Annotated in this window: 15 protein-coding genes and 1 pseudogene; all 16 read right to left on the bottom strand. The window is 71.0% G+C overall.

Annotated features, from left to right (window positions below; genetic code table 11):
- Positions 1–156 precede the first annotated feature (156 nt).
- Positions 157–2349 carry a RelA/SpoT family protein gene (locus tag ACFWYW_RS50720; RefSeq protein ID WP_379622495.1) on the bottom strand — a complete coding sequence of 731 codons (2193 nt, stop codon included), beginning with the start codon at positions 2347–2349 and terminating at the stop codon, positions 157–159.
- Positions 2350–2473: 124 nt separating this feature from the next.
- Positions 2474–2971 (bottom strand): adenine phosphoribosyltransferase, encoded by a 498-nt coding sequence (locus tag ACFWYW_RS50715; RefSeq protein WP_379622493.1) that lies wholly within the window; start codon positions 2969–2971, stop codon positions 2474–2476.
- A 71-nt stretch (positions 2972–3042) separates the two neighbouring features.
- Complete coding sequence (gene secF / locus ACFWYW_RS50710; protein WP_379622491.1) at positions 3043–4044, bottom strand: protein translocase subunit SecF; 1002 nt, start codon at positions 4042–4044, stop codon at positions 3043–3045.
- A 1-nt stretch (position 4045) separates the two neighbouring features.
- On the bottom strand, positions 4046–5815 hold the full coding sequence (secD, locus tag ACFWYW_RS50705) for a protein translocase subunit SecD (protein WP_379622489.1): 1770 nt from the start codon (positions 5813–5815) through the stop codon (positions 4046–4048).
- Positions 5816–5860: 45 nt separating this feature from the next.
- The gene (gene yajC / locus ACFWYW_RS50700) at positions 5861–6223 is read right to left on the bottom strand and encodes a preprotein translocase subunit YajC (RefSeq protein ID WP_379622487.1); all 363 of its coding nucleotides are present in this window, start codon (positions 6221–6223) and stop codon (positions 5861–5863) included.
- A 253-nt stretch (positions 6224–6476) separates the two neighbouring features.
- The gene (gene ruvB / locus ACFWYW_RS50695; RefSeq protein WP_379622485.1) at positions 6477–7550 is read right to left on the bottom strand and encodes a Holliday junction branch migration DNA helicase RuvB; all 1074 of its coding nucleotides are present in this window, start codon (positions 7548–7550) and stop codon (positions 6477–6479) included.
- The gene (ruvA, locus tag ACFWYW_RS50690; RefSeq protein WP_379622483.1) at positions 7547–8167 is read right to left on the bottom strand and encodes a Holliday junction branch migration protein RuvA; all 621 of its coding nucleotides are present in this window, start codon (positions 8165–8167) and stop codon (positions 7547–7549) included. Before ruvA ends, ruvB begins: the two co-directional genes overlap by 4 nt.
- Before the next feature lie 599 nt (positions 8168–8766).
- A pseudogene (gene ruvC / locus ACFWYW_RS50685) lies at positions 8767–9261 on the bottom strand (crossover junction endodeoxyribonuclease RuvC); the annotation flags it as partial.
- Between the two features lie 290 nt (positions 9262–9551).
- A complete protein-coding gene (gene eis, locus ACFWYW_RS50680) occupies positions 9552–10703 on the bottom strand; it encodes an enhanced intracellular survival protein Eis (protein ID WP_379622481.1) in 1152 nt (383 codons plus the stop codon).
- A gap of 9 nt (positions 10704–10712) precedes the next feature.
- Positions 10713–12272, bottom strand: a complete 1560-nt coding sequence (locus ACFWYW_RS50675; RefSeq protein ID WP_379622479.1) for a hypothetical protein — start codon at positions 12270–12272, stop codon at positions 10713–10715.
- An 11-nt stretch (positions 12273–12283) separates the two neighbouring features.
- Positions 12284–13378, bottom strand: coding sequence for an epoxide hydrolase family protein (locus tag ACFWYW_RS50670; RefSeq protein ID WP_379622477.1), 1095 nt, complete (start codon positions 13376–13378; stop codon positions 12284–12286).
- Between the two features lie 42 nt (positions 13379–13420).
- Complete coding sequence (locus ACFWYW_RS50665) at positions 13421–14173, bottom strand: YebC/PmpR family DNA-binding transcriptional regulator (RefSeq protein ID WP_184961861.1); 753 nt, start codon at positions 14171–14173, stop codon at positions 13421–13423.
- Positions 14174–14176: 3 nt separating this feature from the next.
- Complete coding sequence (gene pdxT, locus ACFWYW_RS50660; RefSeq protein ID WP_379622505.1) at positions 14177–14788, bottom strand: pyridoxal 5'-phosphate synthase glutaminase subunit PdxT; 612 nt, start codon at positions 14786–14788, stop codon at positions 14177–14179.
- A 30-nt stretch (positions 14789–14818) separates the two neighbouring features.
- Positions 14819–15613 (bottom strand): endonuclease/exonuclease/phosphatase family protein, encoded by a 795-nt coding sequence (locus tag ACFWYW_RS50655; RefSeq protein WP_379622474.1) that lies wholly within the window; start codon positions 15611–15613, stop codon positions 14819–14821.
- A 5-nt stretch (positions 15614–15618) separates the two neighbouring features.
- Positions 15619–16818, bottom strand: a complete 1200-nt coding sequence (locus ACFWYW_RS50650) for an MFS transporter (protein ID WP_379622472.1) — start codon at positions 16816–16818, stop codon at positions 15619–15621.
- 18 nt (positions 16819–16836) lie between these two features.
- On the bottom strand, positions 16837–17253 hold the full coding sequence (locus ACFWYW_RS50645) for a MarR family winged helix-turn-helix transcriptional regulator (RefSeq protein ID WP_379622470.1): 417 nt from the start codon (positions 17251–17253) through the stop codon (positions 16837–16839).
- Positions 17254–17315: the final 62 nt, after the last annotated feature.

Here is a 17315-nt window from a genome sequence, read left to right as displayed (position 1 = left end):
CTTGCCCACCGAAGCGGCCTGAACATCCCCAGAACGGCCATGGAAACCCGCAGGCGCGCCGAGCCCTGCCCAAGGGCTCAGGCGCCGCTCCACCGAAGCGTGCGTGGGTGACGGTGCCTCGGGATCACACGTGCGGTAGCCGTACCAGAAGAGAGGTCAGCTGCCGGCGCCGCTGACGCGGTAGACGTCGAAGACGCCCTGGATGCTGCGGACCGCCTTCAGCACGTGCCCCAGGTGTTTGGGGTCGCCCATCTCGAAGGTGAACTTGCTGATCGCCACCCGGTCGCGCGACGTGGTCACGGACGCGGACAGGATGTTGACGTGCTGGTCGGACAGGGTGCGGGTGACGTCGGACAGCAGGCGGGGCCGATCGAGCGCCTCCACCTGGATGGCCACCAGGAAGACCGAGTCCTCGCTGGGCGACCAGCTGACCTCGACGAGCCGGTCCGGCTGCTCCTTCAGCTGCTGGACGTTGGTGCAGTCGGCCCGGTGCACCGAGACGCCGTGGCCGCGGGTGACGAAGCCGACGATCTCGTCTCCCGGCACGGGGGTGCAGCATTTGGACAGGCGTACCCACACGTCGGCGTCGCCCGCCACGACCACACCGGCCCCACCGCCGCCGCGCGGGCGGCCCTTGAGGCGGGTGGGCAGCGAGGTCTCGGCGATGTCCTCCTCGGCGCTCTCGACGCCGCCGATGGAGGCCACGAGCTTCTGCACGACCGACTGGGCGGCGATGTGGCCCTCGCCGACGGCGGCGTAGAGGGCGGAGACGTCGGGGTAGCGCAGGTCGCGCGACAGCGCCAGCAGCGCCTCGCCGGACATCAGGCGCTGCAGCGGCAGGCCCTGCTTGCGCATGGCACGGCCGATGGCCTCCTTGCCGGCCTCGATCGCGGTCTCGCGGCGCTCCTTGGAGAACCACTGCCGGATCTTGTTGCGGGCACGGCCGGACTTGACGAACTTCAGCCAGTCGCGCGATGGGCCGGCGTCGGGCGACTTCGAGGTGAAGATCTCGACGGTGTCGCCGTTGCCCAGCCGCGACTCCAGCGGCACGAGGCGGCCGTTGACTCGGGCGCCGATACATCGGTGGCCGACCTCGGTGTGGACGGCGTAGGCGAAGTCGACCGGCGTCGCGCCCTCGGGCAGCGCCACGACCTGACCGCGCGGAGTGAAGACGTAGACCTCGGAGACCGACAGGTCGAAGCGGAGCGACTCCAGGAACTCGCCCGGGTCGGAGGTCTCCTTCTGCCAGTCGAGGAGCTGGCGCAGCCAGGCCATGTCGCTGCCCGGCTTGACCTTGCCGGGCGGGGCGGCGGCGCCGACCTCCTCCTTGTACTTCCAGTGGGCGGCCACGCCGTACTCGGCGCGATGGTGCATGGCGTGGGTGCGGATCTGCAGCTCGACGGGCTTGCCCTCGGGACCGATCACCGTGGTGTGCAGCGACTGGTACATGTTGAACTTGGGCATCGCGATGTAGTCCTTGAACCGGCCGGGCACCGGGTTCCATCGCGCGTGGATCGTTCCGAGGGCCGCATAGCAGTCGCGCACGCTGTCGACGAGCACGCGGATGCCCACCAGGTCGTAGATGTCGTCGAAGGCGACATCCCTGGCGATCATCTTCTGGTAGACGGAGTAGTAGTGCTTGGGCCGGCCCTTGACCACCGCGCGGATCTTGGCCTCGCGCAGGTCGCCGGAGACCTTCTCGATGACCTCCTGCAGGAACAGGTCGCGGCGCGGCGCGCGCTCCGACACCATGCGCGCGATCTCGTCGTAGCGCTTGGGGTAGAGCATCGCGAAGGCGAGGTCTTCCAGCTCCCACTTGATCGTGTTCATGCCCAGGCGGTGGGCGAGCGGCGCGAAGATCTCCAGCGTCTCGCGGGACTTCTGCTGCCGCTTGTGCTCGGGCAGGTAGCGCATCGTGCGCATGTTGTGGAGGCGGTCGGCCAGCTTGATGATCAGCACGCGGATGTCGCGCGACATGGCCACGACCATCTTGCGCACGGTCTCGGCCTGCGCGGCGTCCCCGAACTTGACCTTGTCCAGCTTGGTGACGCCGTCGACCAGCGAGCCGATCGTGTCGCCGAAGTCGCCGCGCAACTCCTCCAGGCCGTAGGCGGTGTCCTCGACGGTGTCGTGGAGGAGCGCGGCGCACAGGGTCTCGTCGTCGGTGCCGAGCTCGGCCAGGATCGTGGCCACGGCGAGCGGGTGCGTGATGTAGGGGTCGCCGCTCTTTCGCTTCTGATCGCGGTGATGGTACGCGGCCACGTCGTAGGCACGCTCGATCAGGCGCAGGTCAGCCTTGGGATGGGTAGCCCTGACCGTCCGGAACAAGGGTTCCAGCACCGGGTTCATGGCCCCACCCCCAAACCGCCGCCGACGCGTCGAAGACTCGGTTACGTCGGGCACGACCACATCACGGGGCACACAGACTCCTTACGTGTGAGTCCAGGCCCCCCAGTGTATCCAGGTGGCGAACTCAGACGGTCAGCAGGGCGCGTACCTCTACTCCCGGCAGGCGCGCACGCCCCTCGAGAAAGGCAAGCTCCATCAGTACGGCCACGCCCACGACGTCGGCCCCGGCGCGCCGCACCAGCTCCACCGTGGCCGCGGCGGTGCCGCCCGTGGCCAGCACGTCGTCCACGATCAGCACCCGGTCACCCGGCGCGAAGGCGTCCCGGTGCACCTCGATGGTGGCCGAGCCGTACTCCAGATCGTAGGACTCTTCCAGGGTTTCGGCGGGCAGTTTGCCCTTCTTTCTGACTGGCACGAACCCGGCATGAGCTTTGTACGCCACCGGCGCCGCCAGAATGAAGCCCCGCGCCTCGATGCCGACGATCTTGTCGGCCTCGAACAGCCCGGCGATCTCGTCCACCATGGCCGCGAACCCGTCGGCGTCGCCCAGCAGCGGCGTGATGTCCTTGAACAGCACACCCGGCTTGGGATAGTCGGGCACGTCCCTGATCAGCTCGTTCATGAATCCCCTCCTGTGGGACAAGCGAAGCCCCCGCCCCGTCGAAGCGGAGCGGGGGCCATGCCGGAAATCCGTCAGCCCTTGGCCGCGGCCGCCTTCTTGGCGCCCTTGCCGCCGCCGGTGGAGGCCAGCCTCCTGGCGATCGCCTGGTACTTCGGCTCGCGCTCCTTGAGCGTCACCAGCAGCGGTGTGGCGACGCACAGCGAGGAGTACGTGCCGACGACCATGCCGACGAACAGGGCCAGCGCCAGGTCCTTCAGCGTGCCGGCGCCGAGCAGCGTGGTGCCGATGAACAGGATCGCCGCCACCGGGAGGATGGCCACCAGTGAGGTGTTCAGCGATCGGATCAGCGTGTGGTTCAGCGCGTCGTTGGCCGCCTGGGTGTAGGTCTTCTTCGACGTGGTGCCCAGCTTGGCCGTGACTTCCTTGATCATGTCGAAGACGACGACCGCGTCGTACAGCGAATATCCGAGGATCGTCAGGAAGCCCAGGACGGTCGCCGGCGTGACCTCGAAGCCCGACCAGGCGTAGACGCCCGCGGTGATGACCAGGTCGTGCACCAGCGCCACGATGGCGGCCAGCGCCATCTTCGGCTCGAACGCCATGCTGAGATAAAGGATGATCGCCAGCATGAAGACGCCCAGGCCGATCAGGGCCTTCTGCGACACCTCGCCGCCCCAGGAGGCGCCGATGGACTGGATGTCCACCTGCGAGACCGGGATCTTGTAGTCGGCGACGACGGCGTTCTGCACCTGGGTCACCTTGGTTTCGGGCAGCGTCTCGGTGGTCACGCGCCACCGGTCGCCGGCCGTCTGCACGATCGCCTGGTGCACGCCCTCGTCGGTGAAGGTCGAGCGGACCTCGTCGATGCTGGCCGCGGGGGCCTTGAAGGAGAAGACCGACCCGCCCTTGAACTCAACGCCCAGGTTGAGGGGGCTGCCCGTGTTCACCGCGCTGAAGATCAGACCGGCGATCGAGAACACCAGCAGAAGGCCCGACAGCGAGTACCAGAGCTTCTGCTTGCCGACGAAGTCGACATCGATCTCGCCACGGTAGAGGCGACGCCCGAGTCCCATGTCAGGCCTCCTGCGGGGTGTTGGTGCGGGCGGGCTCGGAAGCCATGCGCTCGGCATCGAGACCGGACAGCGGGTGCCCCTTGGAGAAGAACTTCAGCTTCGCCAGCAGGGCGATGAACGGCTTCGTGAACAGGAACACCACGACGACGTCGATGAGTGTGGTCAGGCCCATCGCGAAGGCGAACCCGGCCACACCGCCCACGGCCAGGAAGTACAGCACGACCGCGGCGATGAACATCACGGCGTCGGCGATCAGGATCGTGCGCCGGGCACGGACCCAGGCCACCTCGACGGCCGCGCGAAGCGTCCGCCGACCTTCCTTCATCTCATCACGAATACGTTCGAAGTACACGATGAAGGAGTCGGCGGTAATACCGATTGATACCACCAAGCCGATGATGTGCGGCAGCGAGAGGGCGAAGCCTCCGTTGGCGCCGAGGACCACCACCGACTCGTACGTCAGCACCGTGGCGATCACCAGGCTCAGCACCGCGACCAGACCGAGGCCCCGGTAGTAGAACAGGCAGTAGAGGACCACGAGGGCCAGGCCGATGCCACCGGCGATCAGACCGCCCCTGAGCTGGTCGGAGCCGAGCGTCGAGGAGATCGTCTCCACCGAGCTGCGGTTGAACTTCAGCGGCAGCGCGCCGTACTTGAGCTGGTCGGCCAGGTCGGTCGAGGTCTTCTGGTTGAAGCCGCCGGTGATCTCGGCGCGGCCGCCGGGGATCGGGCCCTGGATGACCGGCGCGGTGATGACCAGGCCGTCGAGGACGACCGCCACCTGGTTGCGCGGGGCCTGCGAGTTGAACGCGACGGAGGTGAGCTTGCTCCACTCCGTGGCTCCGGCGCTCTTGAAGTCGAGCTGGACGACCCAGTCGGTGCTGCCCGGCCGCACGCCCGAGGACGCGGTGTCGATGTCGGTGCCGACGACCTTGGCCACGTCCAGGATGTACTTGGCGGAGCCGTCGTCGGAGCAGGCCGCGAACTGCTTCTTCGGGTCGTCCTGCACGCCCTGGCCGCGGGTCTTGGGGTCGGTGCAGTTGAGCGCCTGGTACTGCTTCAGCACGGCCGGGTCGACGCCGCTCGTGTCGATCTGCGGCTGCTGTTCCTGCTGCGGCTGCGAAGGCTGGGCGGAGGGCGAGCCCGACGGGGTCGGGGTGGCCTTCTGGTCCTTCTTCTTGTCGTCCTTGGCCGAGGGGGTCGGCGTCGTGGGCGAGGTCAGCGCCGAGGACAGGGCCTTGCCGGTCGGCGAGGCCTTGGGGGTCTCCTGCGGGGCGTTGGCCGACGGCTTCGCGCTCGGCTCCTTGGCCGACGGCGAGCCACTCGGCTTCGCGGTGCCGCTCGGGCTGGTGCTCGGCTTGGGCGCCTCGGTGCTGAGCTGCTCCGGGGCGGCGGCCTCGACCGCGAGCACCTGGCGGAAGCGCAGCTCCGCCGTGGTGCCGACCAGCTTGATGACCTCCTCCTGGCCCTTGCCGGGAACGGAGATGATGATGTTGTCGCCGGACTTGGCGACCTCCGCGTCGGAGATGCCTGTGCCGTTCACCCGGTCACGGATGATGCTGACGGCACGGTCGAGCGACTCCTGGGAGGGAGCCGCGCCGCTGAGCGTGACGGGTGACAGGGTCACCGTCGTTCCGCCGGCGAGGTCGAGGCCCAGCTTGGGCGTGAACGCCTTCTGCAGGAGCATCGTCCCGCCCAGGGCGAGGATGAGCGCCAGGAGAATCAGGAGCGTGCGCCCCGGATTGCTGTGGCGGCTGGTCGGTCGGGCCACGGGTCGTCAGTTTCTTTCGGAGTAGAGGAGTCTGTCGCAGCCTAGTCAGGACTGCTTCGTGCTCGAGTCGCCGTTCTTCGTTTCGTCCTTGACGTCCTCGGTCTTGACCTCGTCGTCGGCGACGGGCTCGTCCTCGACGGGGGCGTCACCCGGGGTCACGACGCGGCCGATGGCCGCCTTGACCCAACGGGTCTCGATTCCGGGCGCCACCTCAAGGATCACGTCCTCATTGTCGACCGTCACCACGGTGGCGAACAGCCCCGTCGTGGTCATCACTCGCGTACCGGGGGTGAGCGAGTTCTGCATTTTGACGGCTTCCTGCTGCCGCTTGCGCTGCGGGCGGATGAGCAGGAAATAGAACACCACCACCAGAAGTACCAGCGGCAGGATGCTTCCGAGTGATCCCATGTCCATAAGGGGCGACCTTCCATTGTCGTACAAGAAGTTGACACCGGCCTCGCGCCGGAAATTCCGTGCGTTGCGTTCGGGCCGCGCCGCTCAGCCCGTCAGCCTACACAGCCAGCCAAGCCACGGAGTGTAGGCGGTTGTTGCGAAACGCGGCAACGAGGCAGCGATTCGGCGCGCGGGGAAGTTCCCAATTTGCAATGGTTGCAACCGTTCTGTGACCCCGTGGGTTTGGCGGGGCGCGTGCCGTTCCGTGTCATAGGTCCGCGGGGCCGAACAGCGGGGCGCCGAACGCGTCCGGCGGCGGGGTCAGGCCCAGATGGGTCCAGGCCGCGGCGGTCGCGACGCGGCCGCGCGGGGTGCGGGCCAGCAGACCCTGGCGCACCAGGAACGGCTCCGCCACCACCTCGACCGTCTCCGGTTCCTCCCCCACCGCCACGGCCAGCGTGGACAGCCCGACCGGGCCGCCGCCGAACTTGCGCAGCAGTACCCCGAGCACCGCCCGGTCGAGCCGGTCGAGCCCCCACGCGTCGACCTCGTAGAGGTTGAGCGCGGCGGCGGCCAGGTCGCGGGTGACGACGCCGTCGGCGCGCACCTCGGCGAAGTCGCGCACCCGGCGCAGCAGCCGGTTGGCGATGCGGGGCGTGCCGCGCGAACGGCGGGCGATCTCGTGCGCGGCGTCGTCCGGCAGGTGCACGCCGAGCAGGCGGGAGGAGCGGGCCAGCACCTGTTCGAGCTCGGCGACCTCGTAGAAGTCCATGTGGGCGGTGAAGCCGAAGCGGTCGCGCAGCGGCGCGGGCAGCAGTCCGGCCCTGGTCGTGGCGCCGACCAGCGTGAACGTCGCGATGTCCAGCGGGATCGCGGTCGCCCCCGGGCCCTTGCCGACGACGATGTCGACCCGGAAGTCCTCCATCGCGAGGTAGAGCATCTCCTCGGCGGGGCGGGCCATCCGGTGGATCTCGTCGATGAACAGCACCTCGCCCTCGGCCAGCGTCGACAGGATCGCCGCGAGGTCGCCGGCGCGTTCGAGCGCGGGGCCTGAGGTGATGCGCAGCGGCGCGCCCAGCTCCGCTGCGATGATCATCGCCAGCGTGGTCTTGCCGAGGCCCGGCGAGCCGCTCATCAGCACGTGGTCCGGCGGGCGTTGCCGTCTGAGCGCGCTTTCGAGCACCAGCGAGAGCTGCTCGCGCACCCGCCCCTGGCCGATGAACTCGGCCAGCCGCTTGGGCCGCAGCGCCGCCTCGATCTGCTGCTCGTCACCGCCGGCCTCCGGCGCGACCAGCTCGCGCTCCAGATCGCCCAGGTCGCCCAGGTCGTCCCAGTCGCTCATCGCACGCTCAACGCCCTCAGCGCCGCCTTGAGCAGCGCGGCCACCTGCGGCTGCCGTCCCTCGGCCAGCGCGACGTCGGCCTCGGGCGCCACGACGGCGATCGCCTCATCGGCGTCCTTGCTGGAGTAGCCGAGCCCGACCAGGCCGGAGTGGACCTGCTCACGCCAGGCGGGCCTGCCCGCGTTGCCGCCGATCGCGGCGTTGACGGCCTCCTCGGGGGTGCCGAGGCGGTCCTTGAGCTCCAGCACGATGCGCTGGGCGCCCTTCTGCCCGATGCCCGGCACCTGGGTCAGCGCCTTGAGGTCCGCGCTCGCGACCGCCACGCGCAGCGCGTTGGGCGTGTGCACGGCCAGCATCGCCAGCGCCAGCTTCGGCCCGACGCCGCTGGCCGTCTGGAGCATCTCGAACACGGTCCGCTCGTCCTCGCTCCCGAACCCGAACAGGGTCAGCGACTCCTCCCGCACCACCAGCGAGGTCGCCAGCCTGGCCGCCTCCCCGACCCGCAGCCCTGCCAGGGTGCCGGGAGTGCAGTGCACCAGAATCCCCACCCCGCCGACCTCGACGACAGCGCCGTCTGGGGCGAGCGCCGCCACCTTCCCCGCCACGGACGCGATCACAACCCCACACCCTTTCCGGTGGTACGGCCGGCAGCACCGGCCTCGTCTGCTCGGGGACCGCCACTCGCACCGGAGCCCGATCCAGCGCCGGACCCCGCCTCGGAGCCCAGGCCCTGACCGGTGCCCGGGTGTGGCGGCTGTCCGGAAGCCGAGCCTAGAGCCTGGCCAGGTCGCCGGGGCGCTGCCGTGCCGCGCGAAGTCCGGCCGAGGGCACCGGCAGCGGCGGGCACGGCGGCCGAGCTTGTGGGGCTCCCGCTGCCGGCGGCACCCGAGTTTGCGGGCGTCCCGCTGTCGACGGCACCCGAGGTGGCGGGTGTCCCGGTGGAGCCGCTGGGCCCATCGGGGGGACCAGGCGTTCCGGCGGAACTGCGCGAGGGACCGGCGGCGGTGTCACGTGACCTGCGGGAGGCGGCTGCCGAACCGGCCGAGGTGGCGGGTGCCCCGGTGGGCGGGGCAGGCGGGGCGGAGCGGGTGTCGGTGGGTGGGGCAGGAGGGTTGGGTGGGCTGGGAAGGGGTTGGGGGGAGGGGGTGCGGTTGGGTTGCCGGGGGATGGAGGTGCGGGGGTGGGGGGTACGGCGTTGGGATTGGGCTCGGGCGACGGCCTGGGCGAGGCGCTGCTGGTTGCCGCCGCGCCAGACGTGGCAGATGGCCAGGGCGAGGGCGTCGGCGGCGTCGGCGGGCTTGGGCATCTCGGACAGCCGCAGCAGGCGGGTGACCATCGCGCCGATCTGCTTCTTGTCGGCGGTGCCGCTGCCGGTGATGGCGGCCTTGACCTCGGACGGAGTGTGCAGCGCCACCGGCAGGCCACGGCGGGCGGCGCACAGGACGGCGATGCCCGCCGCCTGGGCGGTGCCCATCACGGTGCGGACGTTGTGCTGGCTGAAGACGCGCTCCACGGCCACGGCGTCGGGGCGGACGTCGTCGAGCCACCGCTCGATGCCCTCCTCGATCCCCACCAGGCGGGTGCCCAGGTCGTCGTCGGGTGAGGTGCGCACCACGCCCACCGCCACCAGGGAGAGCGCGGTGCCCGGCCGTCCCTCGACGGCCCCGAGGCCGCATCTGGTCAACCCGGGATCGACGCCCATCACCCGCACCCGCACGCCCCCTCAACCGCCGAACACCTGTTCGGCACGGAACTCTACCCGTGTTCCCCCGCCCGCGCACCGCGAACACGCCCCCTTCCACCCTGGGGACCCGGCCCAGGAAGTACCGGCGTCTCAGGGCCTCCGGAGGGACGTGACGCGGTGTCTCGGAGGTAGGCGCCGGGGCACGCATCCGGCCCGTGGGAACCCTGGGCGGCATCCGGGTCCGAGATCCGGGGAGAGTGCGGAGAAGCCTGGGAGCGTGGGGAACCACGGGGGTGCGGGTCGTGCTTGGGGAGGGGTTAGAAGTAGTCCAGCATGTACGGCCGAGCCGCGAACACCGCGTCCAGGGCGTCGTCCGAGGTGTCCGGCCCGGTCATCAGCCCGGAGCGGCGGAGAGTGGCAGTGGGCACACCGGCGTACAGGGCGGCCATGCCGTTGGCCGTCAGGTGGGGGCCGGCGGCGGAGGTGGTGGCGGTAGCCGTACCGGATCCTGAGGAGACGTCGAGGCGCCACGCGCCCGCGTTGTCCGGGCGCTGGGCGTCGGTGACCTCGACGACGGCGGAGGCGGACACCGCGGCCGGGTAGCCGCGGCGGGACACGGCGAGAGGCAGGTCGATGAGGCGGTGCATCCAGCGGACCTGCTTGACCGTCTCCTTGGCGCGCTCGCCCACCAGCCACAACACCGGGTCGTCGGGGGCGACGGCAGCGGTGACGTGGGCGGCGATGGAGGAGGAACTGCCGATGAGGGACCACAGCGCCCTGCTGGTCTCCGCGGACCCGGCGACCACGGCGTCGACCTCGATGCCGCCGTCCGACCAGCGGTAGATGGCGTAGCCGTCGTCGGCGAGGTAGAGGAAGTCGTCCTCCTCGGCCAGCCATACGCGCCAGGTGCGTTCGTCCCAGGTGATGGGGCCGCTGGCGCGGGCGGCGGCGTGGGCGCGGCCGATGACGGACAGGAGTTCGGGGGCGTCGCCGGGGCCCATGCGGCGCAGCTCCACCTGGCCGGAGTGGCGGATGCGGCGCAGCGACTCGGTGGGGAGTGTGATGAGGTTCTGGGCGCCGGCGTGCTCGTAGCCGAGCGAGCGGTAGATGGGGGTGGTGGCCGGGTACAGGGCGGAGACGGCTTCGCCCAGCTCGGCGGCGCGGGAGATCAGCGCGGTCATGAGGAGGGTGCCCACGCCGCGGCCCCGGTCCTCGGGGTTGACGGTGACGCCGGCGACGCCGGCCATCGGCTGCGGCCGTCCGTGCCACCACTGGGTGAAGGAGCGGATGCGGCCTGCCGCCGACAGGCGTTCGCCGTCGAAGACGCCCAGATAGCGGCCCGCGGCCATGACCGGCGGCATGGCCTTGAGCCACTGCTCGCGCTCGCCGGGCGACAGTACGCCGAAGGAGCGTTTGCGGATGTCGAGCACGGCGTCGAGGTCGTCCAGGGTCAGCTCACGTGTGTCCACCGGACAAACCTACGCGGTCCTCCCCATCGTGATCGCCAGCCGGTCGAGGTAGAGGAGCTGAGCGGCGACCACGGCGGCGAGGGCGAGCAGCATGACGGGCAGCGGCGTCGTCACGCCGACGTCGACGGTGGCGCCGCGGTAGGAGTTGAGGCTCTGGCTCAGCAGCATCGTGGCGGGGCCGCTGGACGGCCGCTGGGAGACCATGAGCGGCCACAGGCCGTCCTGGGCGTTCACGAGCGTGACGCCGCCGGTGAGGATGCCGGCCATGGGCAGCGAGGGCAGCACGACGCCGCGCAGGAATCCGGTACGGGCGCGTTCGGCCAGGCCGCGGCAGAGCAGCGTGAGCACGACGAGGGCGGGCACGCTGACGAGCATGGGCGGCACGAGGGCGATGATCGTGTCCATCAGGCCGAGGTCGCGGACGTAGGTCCAGGTGGCCAGGCTGAACGGACCGGCCCCCGCCAGCGCCCACGGCGCGAACGGCAGCAGCAGCCACTCGCTGTGGCGCCCCAGCGGCCGCAGTCCGCCGATGCCGAGCGCGGCCGCGTAGGCGACGGCCACGGACACCAGCGCGCCGGCGAGGGCGGGCAGCCACGTCCGCACATAGGTGCCGAACGTCACGGGCGGCGTCTCCTCCGCGCCGAACAGCGCGGTGATCCACGGCCAGGCGAGCACCAGCCCGACGGCGCTCACCACGACCAGGGCGAGCACGCCGATGAGGGGCTGCCCGTTCCCGGTCGTCCGTGGCGACAGGTGCAGGCGCATCCCGCCCAGCACCACCAGGAGCACCGCGACGATGCCGAGCCCGCCGAGCAGCAGGCCGGTCAGCGTCGCCGCCGCCGCTGCCGGGCCCAGCCGCCCCGCGGCCAGCCCCTCGAACAGCATGTACGCGCCCAGCGTCCGCGTACCCCTGGACCCGCCCCGTGACAGCGCCGAGCTGAAGGTGAACGCCTGCAGCCCCACGGCGAGCAGGGTGAGCACGACCAGGGCGGCCACGGCGAACATCGCGGGCGTCACGGTGCCGCCGCGCAAAGCGGGCAGGAAGGCCAGCGTGGCCAGCGCGCACACCACGCCGAACGTCATCGCCGCCACGACGAGCGGGAACGTCACGGCGGCCCCCTCCCCCGCCACCCCGCGGACCAGCGTGGCCAGGCCCGTGGCGTCGGGACGCAGGCCGCGCGTCCAGGCGGCGACCACCGCGACCGGGGAGAACGTGATGACCGCCAGCGAGAGCACGACCCTCCCACCGCGCCGGGCCACGCTGCCGCCGCGGTCGAGCGCGAGCGCCAGCAGGGGCGCCACGACCACGGCCACCAGGAGCGGCACCAGGGTCACGAGCAGCGAGAACGCCAGCGCCCGCCAGAACCCCTCGTCCCCGAGCACGGTGGCGTAGTTGGCGAGGCCGACGGGCTCGTCCCGCCGCGCCAGCAGGCGCACCGATCGTGTGCTCATCACGGCGGTGTGCACGCTGGGCACGACCAGGCAGGCGAGCGCCGCGAACGCCGCGGGCGCCAGGAGCAACCAGCCGAGCGCGGCGGGCGGGCGTGGAGCGGGCGGGGCCGGGATCATGGCCCACCACCCTAGCGAGGGGCGAGTCCTCCGAAGAAGTCCCGGATGTCGGCCGCCAGCGGGCCGGGCGCGGCCATGGCGAGCATGTGGCTGGGGTGGTCGAGATCGTTCCAGTGGACGATCGTGTTCTTGCGCTCGGCGATGCGGCGGAAGGTCTCGGGTCCGCCGTGGGAGACGCCGGTGGGGACGGCGTCCTGGTCGATCGGCAGTCCGGCCGCGCCCTCGTAGTACGTCCACGACGACGAGCCGCCGGTGCCGGTCAGCCAGTAGAGGCTGGCGTTGGTGAGGATGAGGTCGCGCTCGACGGGGTCGGTGGAGCCCGCCTGGTCCCAGCCGTCGAACTCCTTGAAGCGCTCGACCAGGTACGCGAGCTGGGCGACCGGCGAGTCGCTGAAGCCGTAGGAGAGCGTCTGGGGCCGGGCGGCCAGGTAGGGGGCGTACCCGCTGCCCGCGGCGCCGCTGAGCATGTCGAGGACCCAGGCGTCCACGCCCTCCTGGTCCTCCGGCTCGGTGGGCAGGCCGAGCCCGCCGGTGATGTGCACGCCGACGACGTGCTCGGGGAAGAGGGCGGCCAGTTGCGGGGAGACCAGCGCGCCCGCGTCGTTGCCGTGGGCGCCGTAGCGCTCGTACCCCAGGCGGCTCATCAGCTCGGCCCAGGTACGCGCCACGCGCTCGACGCTCCACGGCCGCTCGTCGGCGGGCTCGGGGAACGGCGAGAAGCCGAACCCGGGCAGCGAGGGCGCGACCACGTGGAAGTGCTCCGACAGCGGCCCCAGCAGCTCGGTGAACTCGGCGACGGAGTTCGGCCAGCTGTGGGTGAGGATCAGCGGCAGCGCGCCGGGGTCGGCGGAGCGCACGTGGAAGAAGTGGATCGGCTGGCCGTCGATCTCGGTGGTGAACTGCGGGAACGCGTTCATCTTCGCCTCCCACGCACGCCAGTCGTAGCCGTCGGCCCAGTGGCCGGCGAGCTCACGCAGGTAGGCGACGGGCACGCCGCGGCTCCACTCGGCTCCGGGGAGCCGAGCGGGCCAGCGGGTGCGGGCCAGGCGCTCGCGGAGGTCGTCGAGGTCGGCCTGCGGGACGTCGATGGTGAAAGGCTTGATCATGCCTTCCACGCTACGAGGCAATGCGGAAAGGTTCGTTCCGCGTTAGGCGTCGAGCTTCTCCATGATCTCGTCGGAGACGTCGAAGTTGGCGAAGACGTTCTGCACGTCGTCGCTGTCCTCCAGCGCGTCGATGAGGCGGAAGACCTTGCGCGCGCCGTCCTCGTCGAGCTGCACGCTCATGGTCGGCAGGAACCCGGACTCGGCCGAGTCGTAGTCGATGCCCGCCTCCTGCAGCGCCTTGCGCACCGGGACCAGGTCGCCGGCCTCGGAGACGACCTCGAAGGACTCGCCCAGGTCGTTGACCTCCTCGGCGCCCGCGTCCAGGACCGCGGTCAGCACGTCGTCCTCGTCGAGACCGTTCTTGGGGACGAGCACGACGCCCTTGCGGTTGAACATGTACGACACCGAGCCGGGGTCGGCCAGCGAGCCGCCGTTGCGGGTCAGCGCGACGCGTACCTCGGAGGCGGCGCGGTTGCGGTTGTCGGTGAGGCACTCGATGAGCACCGCGACGCCGCCGGGCGCGTAGCCCTCGTACATGATGGTCTGCCAGTCGGCGCCCCCGGCCTCCAGGCCGCCGCCGCGCTTGCGGGCCCGCTCGATGTTGTCGTTGGGCACCGAGTTCTTCTTCGCCTTGAAGATGGCGTCGAAGAGGGTGGGGTTGGCGTCCGGGTCAGGGCCACCGGTCCGTGCCGCCACCTCGATGTTCTTGATGAGCTTCGCGAAAAGCTTGCCGCGCTTGGCGTCGAGCGCGGCCTTCTTGTGCTTCGTCGTCGCCCATTTGGAGTGGCCGGACATTACCTAGAGCTCCCTCACCATGTTTACGAAGTATTCGTGCACGCGAGTGTCCCCGGTCAGCTCGGGATGGAACGATGTCGCGAGCAGAGGCCCTTGGCGGACCGCGACGATCCTATCCCCAGGCGGCGCGGTAGCCAGCACTTCGACCTCCGAACCCACCGATTCCACCCATGGCGCGCGGATGAACACGGCGTGCACGGGGCCGCCGGCGAAGGTCAGGTCGGCCTCGAAGGAGTCGACCTGGCGGCCGAAGGCGTTGCGCCGCACGACCATGTCGAGACCGCCGATGGTCTGCTGGCCGTCGACGCCGTCCTCGATCCGGTCGGCCAGCATGATCATGCCGGCGCAGGAGCCGTAGGCGGGCAGGCCGTCCTTGATCCGCAGGCGCAGGGGTTCGAGCATCTCGAAGATCTCGGCCAGCTTCCACATCGTGGTGGACTCCCCGCCGGGGATCACGAGCCCGTCGACCGCCTCAAGCTCCGCGGGGCGGCGCACGGGGGTCGCGCCGGCGCCGGCCGCCTCCAGCATCGCGACGTGTTCGCGCACGTCTCCCTGGAGGGCGAGTACACCGATCGTGGGCACGCTGGTCCTTCCGTCATGGTCTGGAGTTCGCATCATTCAACACCACGAGGGCCCGCCGTCTTCCTACAGGGCGGCACGGAGATGGAGCGGCTGGTGGTCGGAGACGGTGGTGCGGGTGTCCACGCGGCAGCCGAGTACCCGCGTGGTGAACAGGTAGTCGAGCTTCTTGGCCCGCATGGTCGGCCGCCGCCGCGGGTCGCACTCCTGGTAGCGGGCGTAGACGGGGGCGAGCGCGCGGCTGCCCGGCCGCAGGTTGAGGTCGCCGCCGAAGACGGGCGTGCGGCCCGGCGCGGTGAGCGCGAAGAACTCGCGCACCTGTTTCGTCCGGTACGGCGCGCCCGGCCCGCGATCGTCGTAGGGCAGTCCCACGGACAGGTGGCTGGTGCAGGCTCGCACCCGCTGCCGCGGCAGGTCGGCGCAGAGCGCGGCCCGTTTCACCGACCAGGGCGGCGAGCTCAGGGCGTGGGTCTCGAAGGTGGCCCGGCCGGCGACGGCGATGGTGACGCTCTGGGTTCCGCGCGGGCGGCCGAGCAGGTCGGGATGGCAGGCGTACGGCGTGCCGTGCTGCGACACCAGTCCCCACGAGCGCACGGTCCAGGCGCGGCCGGTGGCGTTCTCGAGCCAGCCTTCCAGGGCCGCGTCCGCGCCCGTGCAGAACTCCTGCAGGAACAGCACGTCGGTGCCGCGCCCGGCCTGCGTGCCGACGGCGCGGGCGATCTCGGGGGCGGTGCGGCGGTACAGGGAGCAGGAGGCGTTCGTGCCCGCGCAGACGTTCCACGTCATGACCGATATTTCCGGGCGTAACGCGACGGCGGGGCCGACCGCCAGCCCCGCCGCCACAAGGGCGTGTCCGATCATGCCTGCTATGCAACCACGGCGTCCTCCAGGGCGTGGTCGGTGTCGACGCGCCGCAGGGCGAGAAGGTGGTGGCGCCGGCCGTACAGGATGGCCATGGCGATGACGCAGCAGGCCGCGCCGACGAGGTACGGCACCGCGATCCCGAGCTCCTCCCCCATCTTGGTGGCCAGGAACGGGGCCAGCGCGCCGCCCATCCAGCGCACGAAGTTGTAGCCGGCGGAGGCGACCGGCCGGGGCGCGTCGGAGACCTCCATGGCCGACTCGGTGAAGACGGTGTTGCAGAGCCCGATCGGGATGCCCGACAGGATCGTGAACACGATGATGCCCGCGTGGCCGGACAGCGCGATGCCGATCTGGCACAGCGCGAGCAGGGCCAGCGCCAGGTGCAGCACGTTGACCGAGCCGAGCCTGCGCTGCAGCGGCGGCGCCCCGAACACTGAGGCCAGCGCCACGCACACGCCCCAGCCGAAGAAGACGGCGCCGATGCCGTAGGCCGTCATGTGCAGGATGAACGGCGTGAACGCCAGCACGGTGAAGAAGGCGAAGTTGTAGAACAGGGCGGTGAAGGCCGTGGTGGACAGCCCGCCGTGGGCCAGGGCGCGGATGGGGGCGCTGAGCCGGGTTCCGGCCTCGGGCCTGGGCGTGTTCTTCAGGAGCGTGGCGATGAGCACGAATCCCACGGCCATCAGCGTGGCGGTGCCGAAGAACGGCGCCCGCCAGTTCCAGTCGCCGAGCAGCGCGCCGGCCAGCGGGCCGAGCGAGATGCCGAGGCCGAGCGCCGCCTCGTAGAGGATGATCGCGGCCTCGGCGCCGCCGCTGGCCGCGCCCACGATGACCGCGAGCGCGGTGGCGACGAACAGCGCGTTGCCCAGGCCCCATCCGGCGCGGAAGCCGATCAGCTCGCCCACGCTGCCGGACGTCCCGGCCAGCGCGGCGAACACGACGACCAGCGCGAGGCCGGCCATCAGCGTCTTCTTGCCGCCGATCCGGCTGGAGACCCAGCCGGTGACCAGCATCGCCACGGCGGTGACCAGGAAGTAGCTGGTGAACAGCAGGGACACCTGGCTGGGGCCGGCGTTCAGCCCCTGGGCGATGGAGGGCAGGATCGGATCGACGAGCCCGATGCCCATGAAGGCGACGACCGCGGCGAACGCGGTGGCCCAGACGGACATCGGCTGGCGCAGTATGCCGCCACCGGATGACATGGCACTCCTTCGTGCGTCTCAGCCGAGCTTGGCCAGCACCGGGAGCGCCGCCGCGAGGGCGGCGCGCTCGTCCGGCGTGAGCGCGGCCAGTTCGTGGGCGAGGTGCGCGATCCTGGCACGCTGTACGGCCAGCAGCCGCGTACGGCCCTCGCCGGTCAGCTCGACCGTCCTGACCCTGGCGTCGGCCGGGTCGCTGCCCCTGGCCACCAGGCCCGCCTCTTCGAGCCGGTTGATCTGGACCGTCATGGTCGGCAGCTGGACGGCGTGCTCCTCGGCCAGCTCGGTCATCCGGCGCGGCCCGTGCTTGAGCGAGCCGAGGACGGCGTACTGCTGGCTGGTGACGGGCTGGCCGGCGACGGTACGGCGCAGCAGCAGAACCAGGTGGCGCAGCACCACGGACATCTGCTCGGCCAGCGCGTCAGGATCGTCCCTCATGCTTAGCCAGACTAACTTAGTTGAGCTAAGTATCCAACCGAAGGAGGCCGGCCGCCCCGGTC

The sequence above is a fragment of the Nonomuraea sp. NPDC059023 genome (assembly GCF_042740095.1).
Classification (GTDB): Bacteria; Actinomycetota; Actinomycetes; order Streptosporangiales; family Streptosporangiaceae; genus Nonomuraea.
Note: the sequence above shows the minus strand (reverse complement) of the source record. Positions and strands in the feature narration are given on the sequence as shown.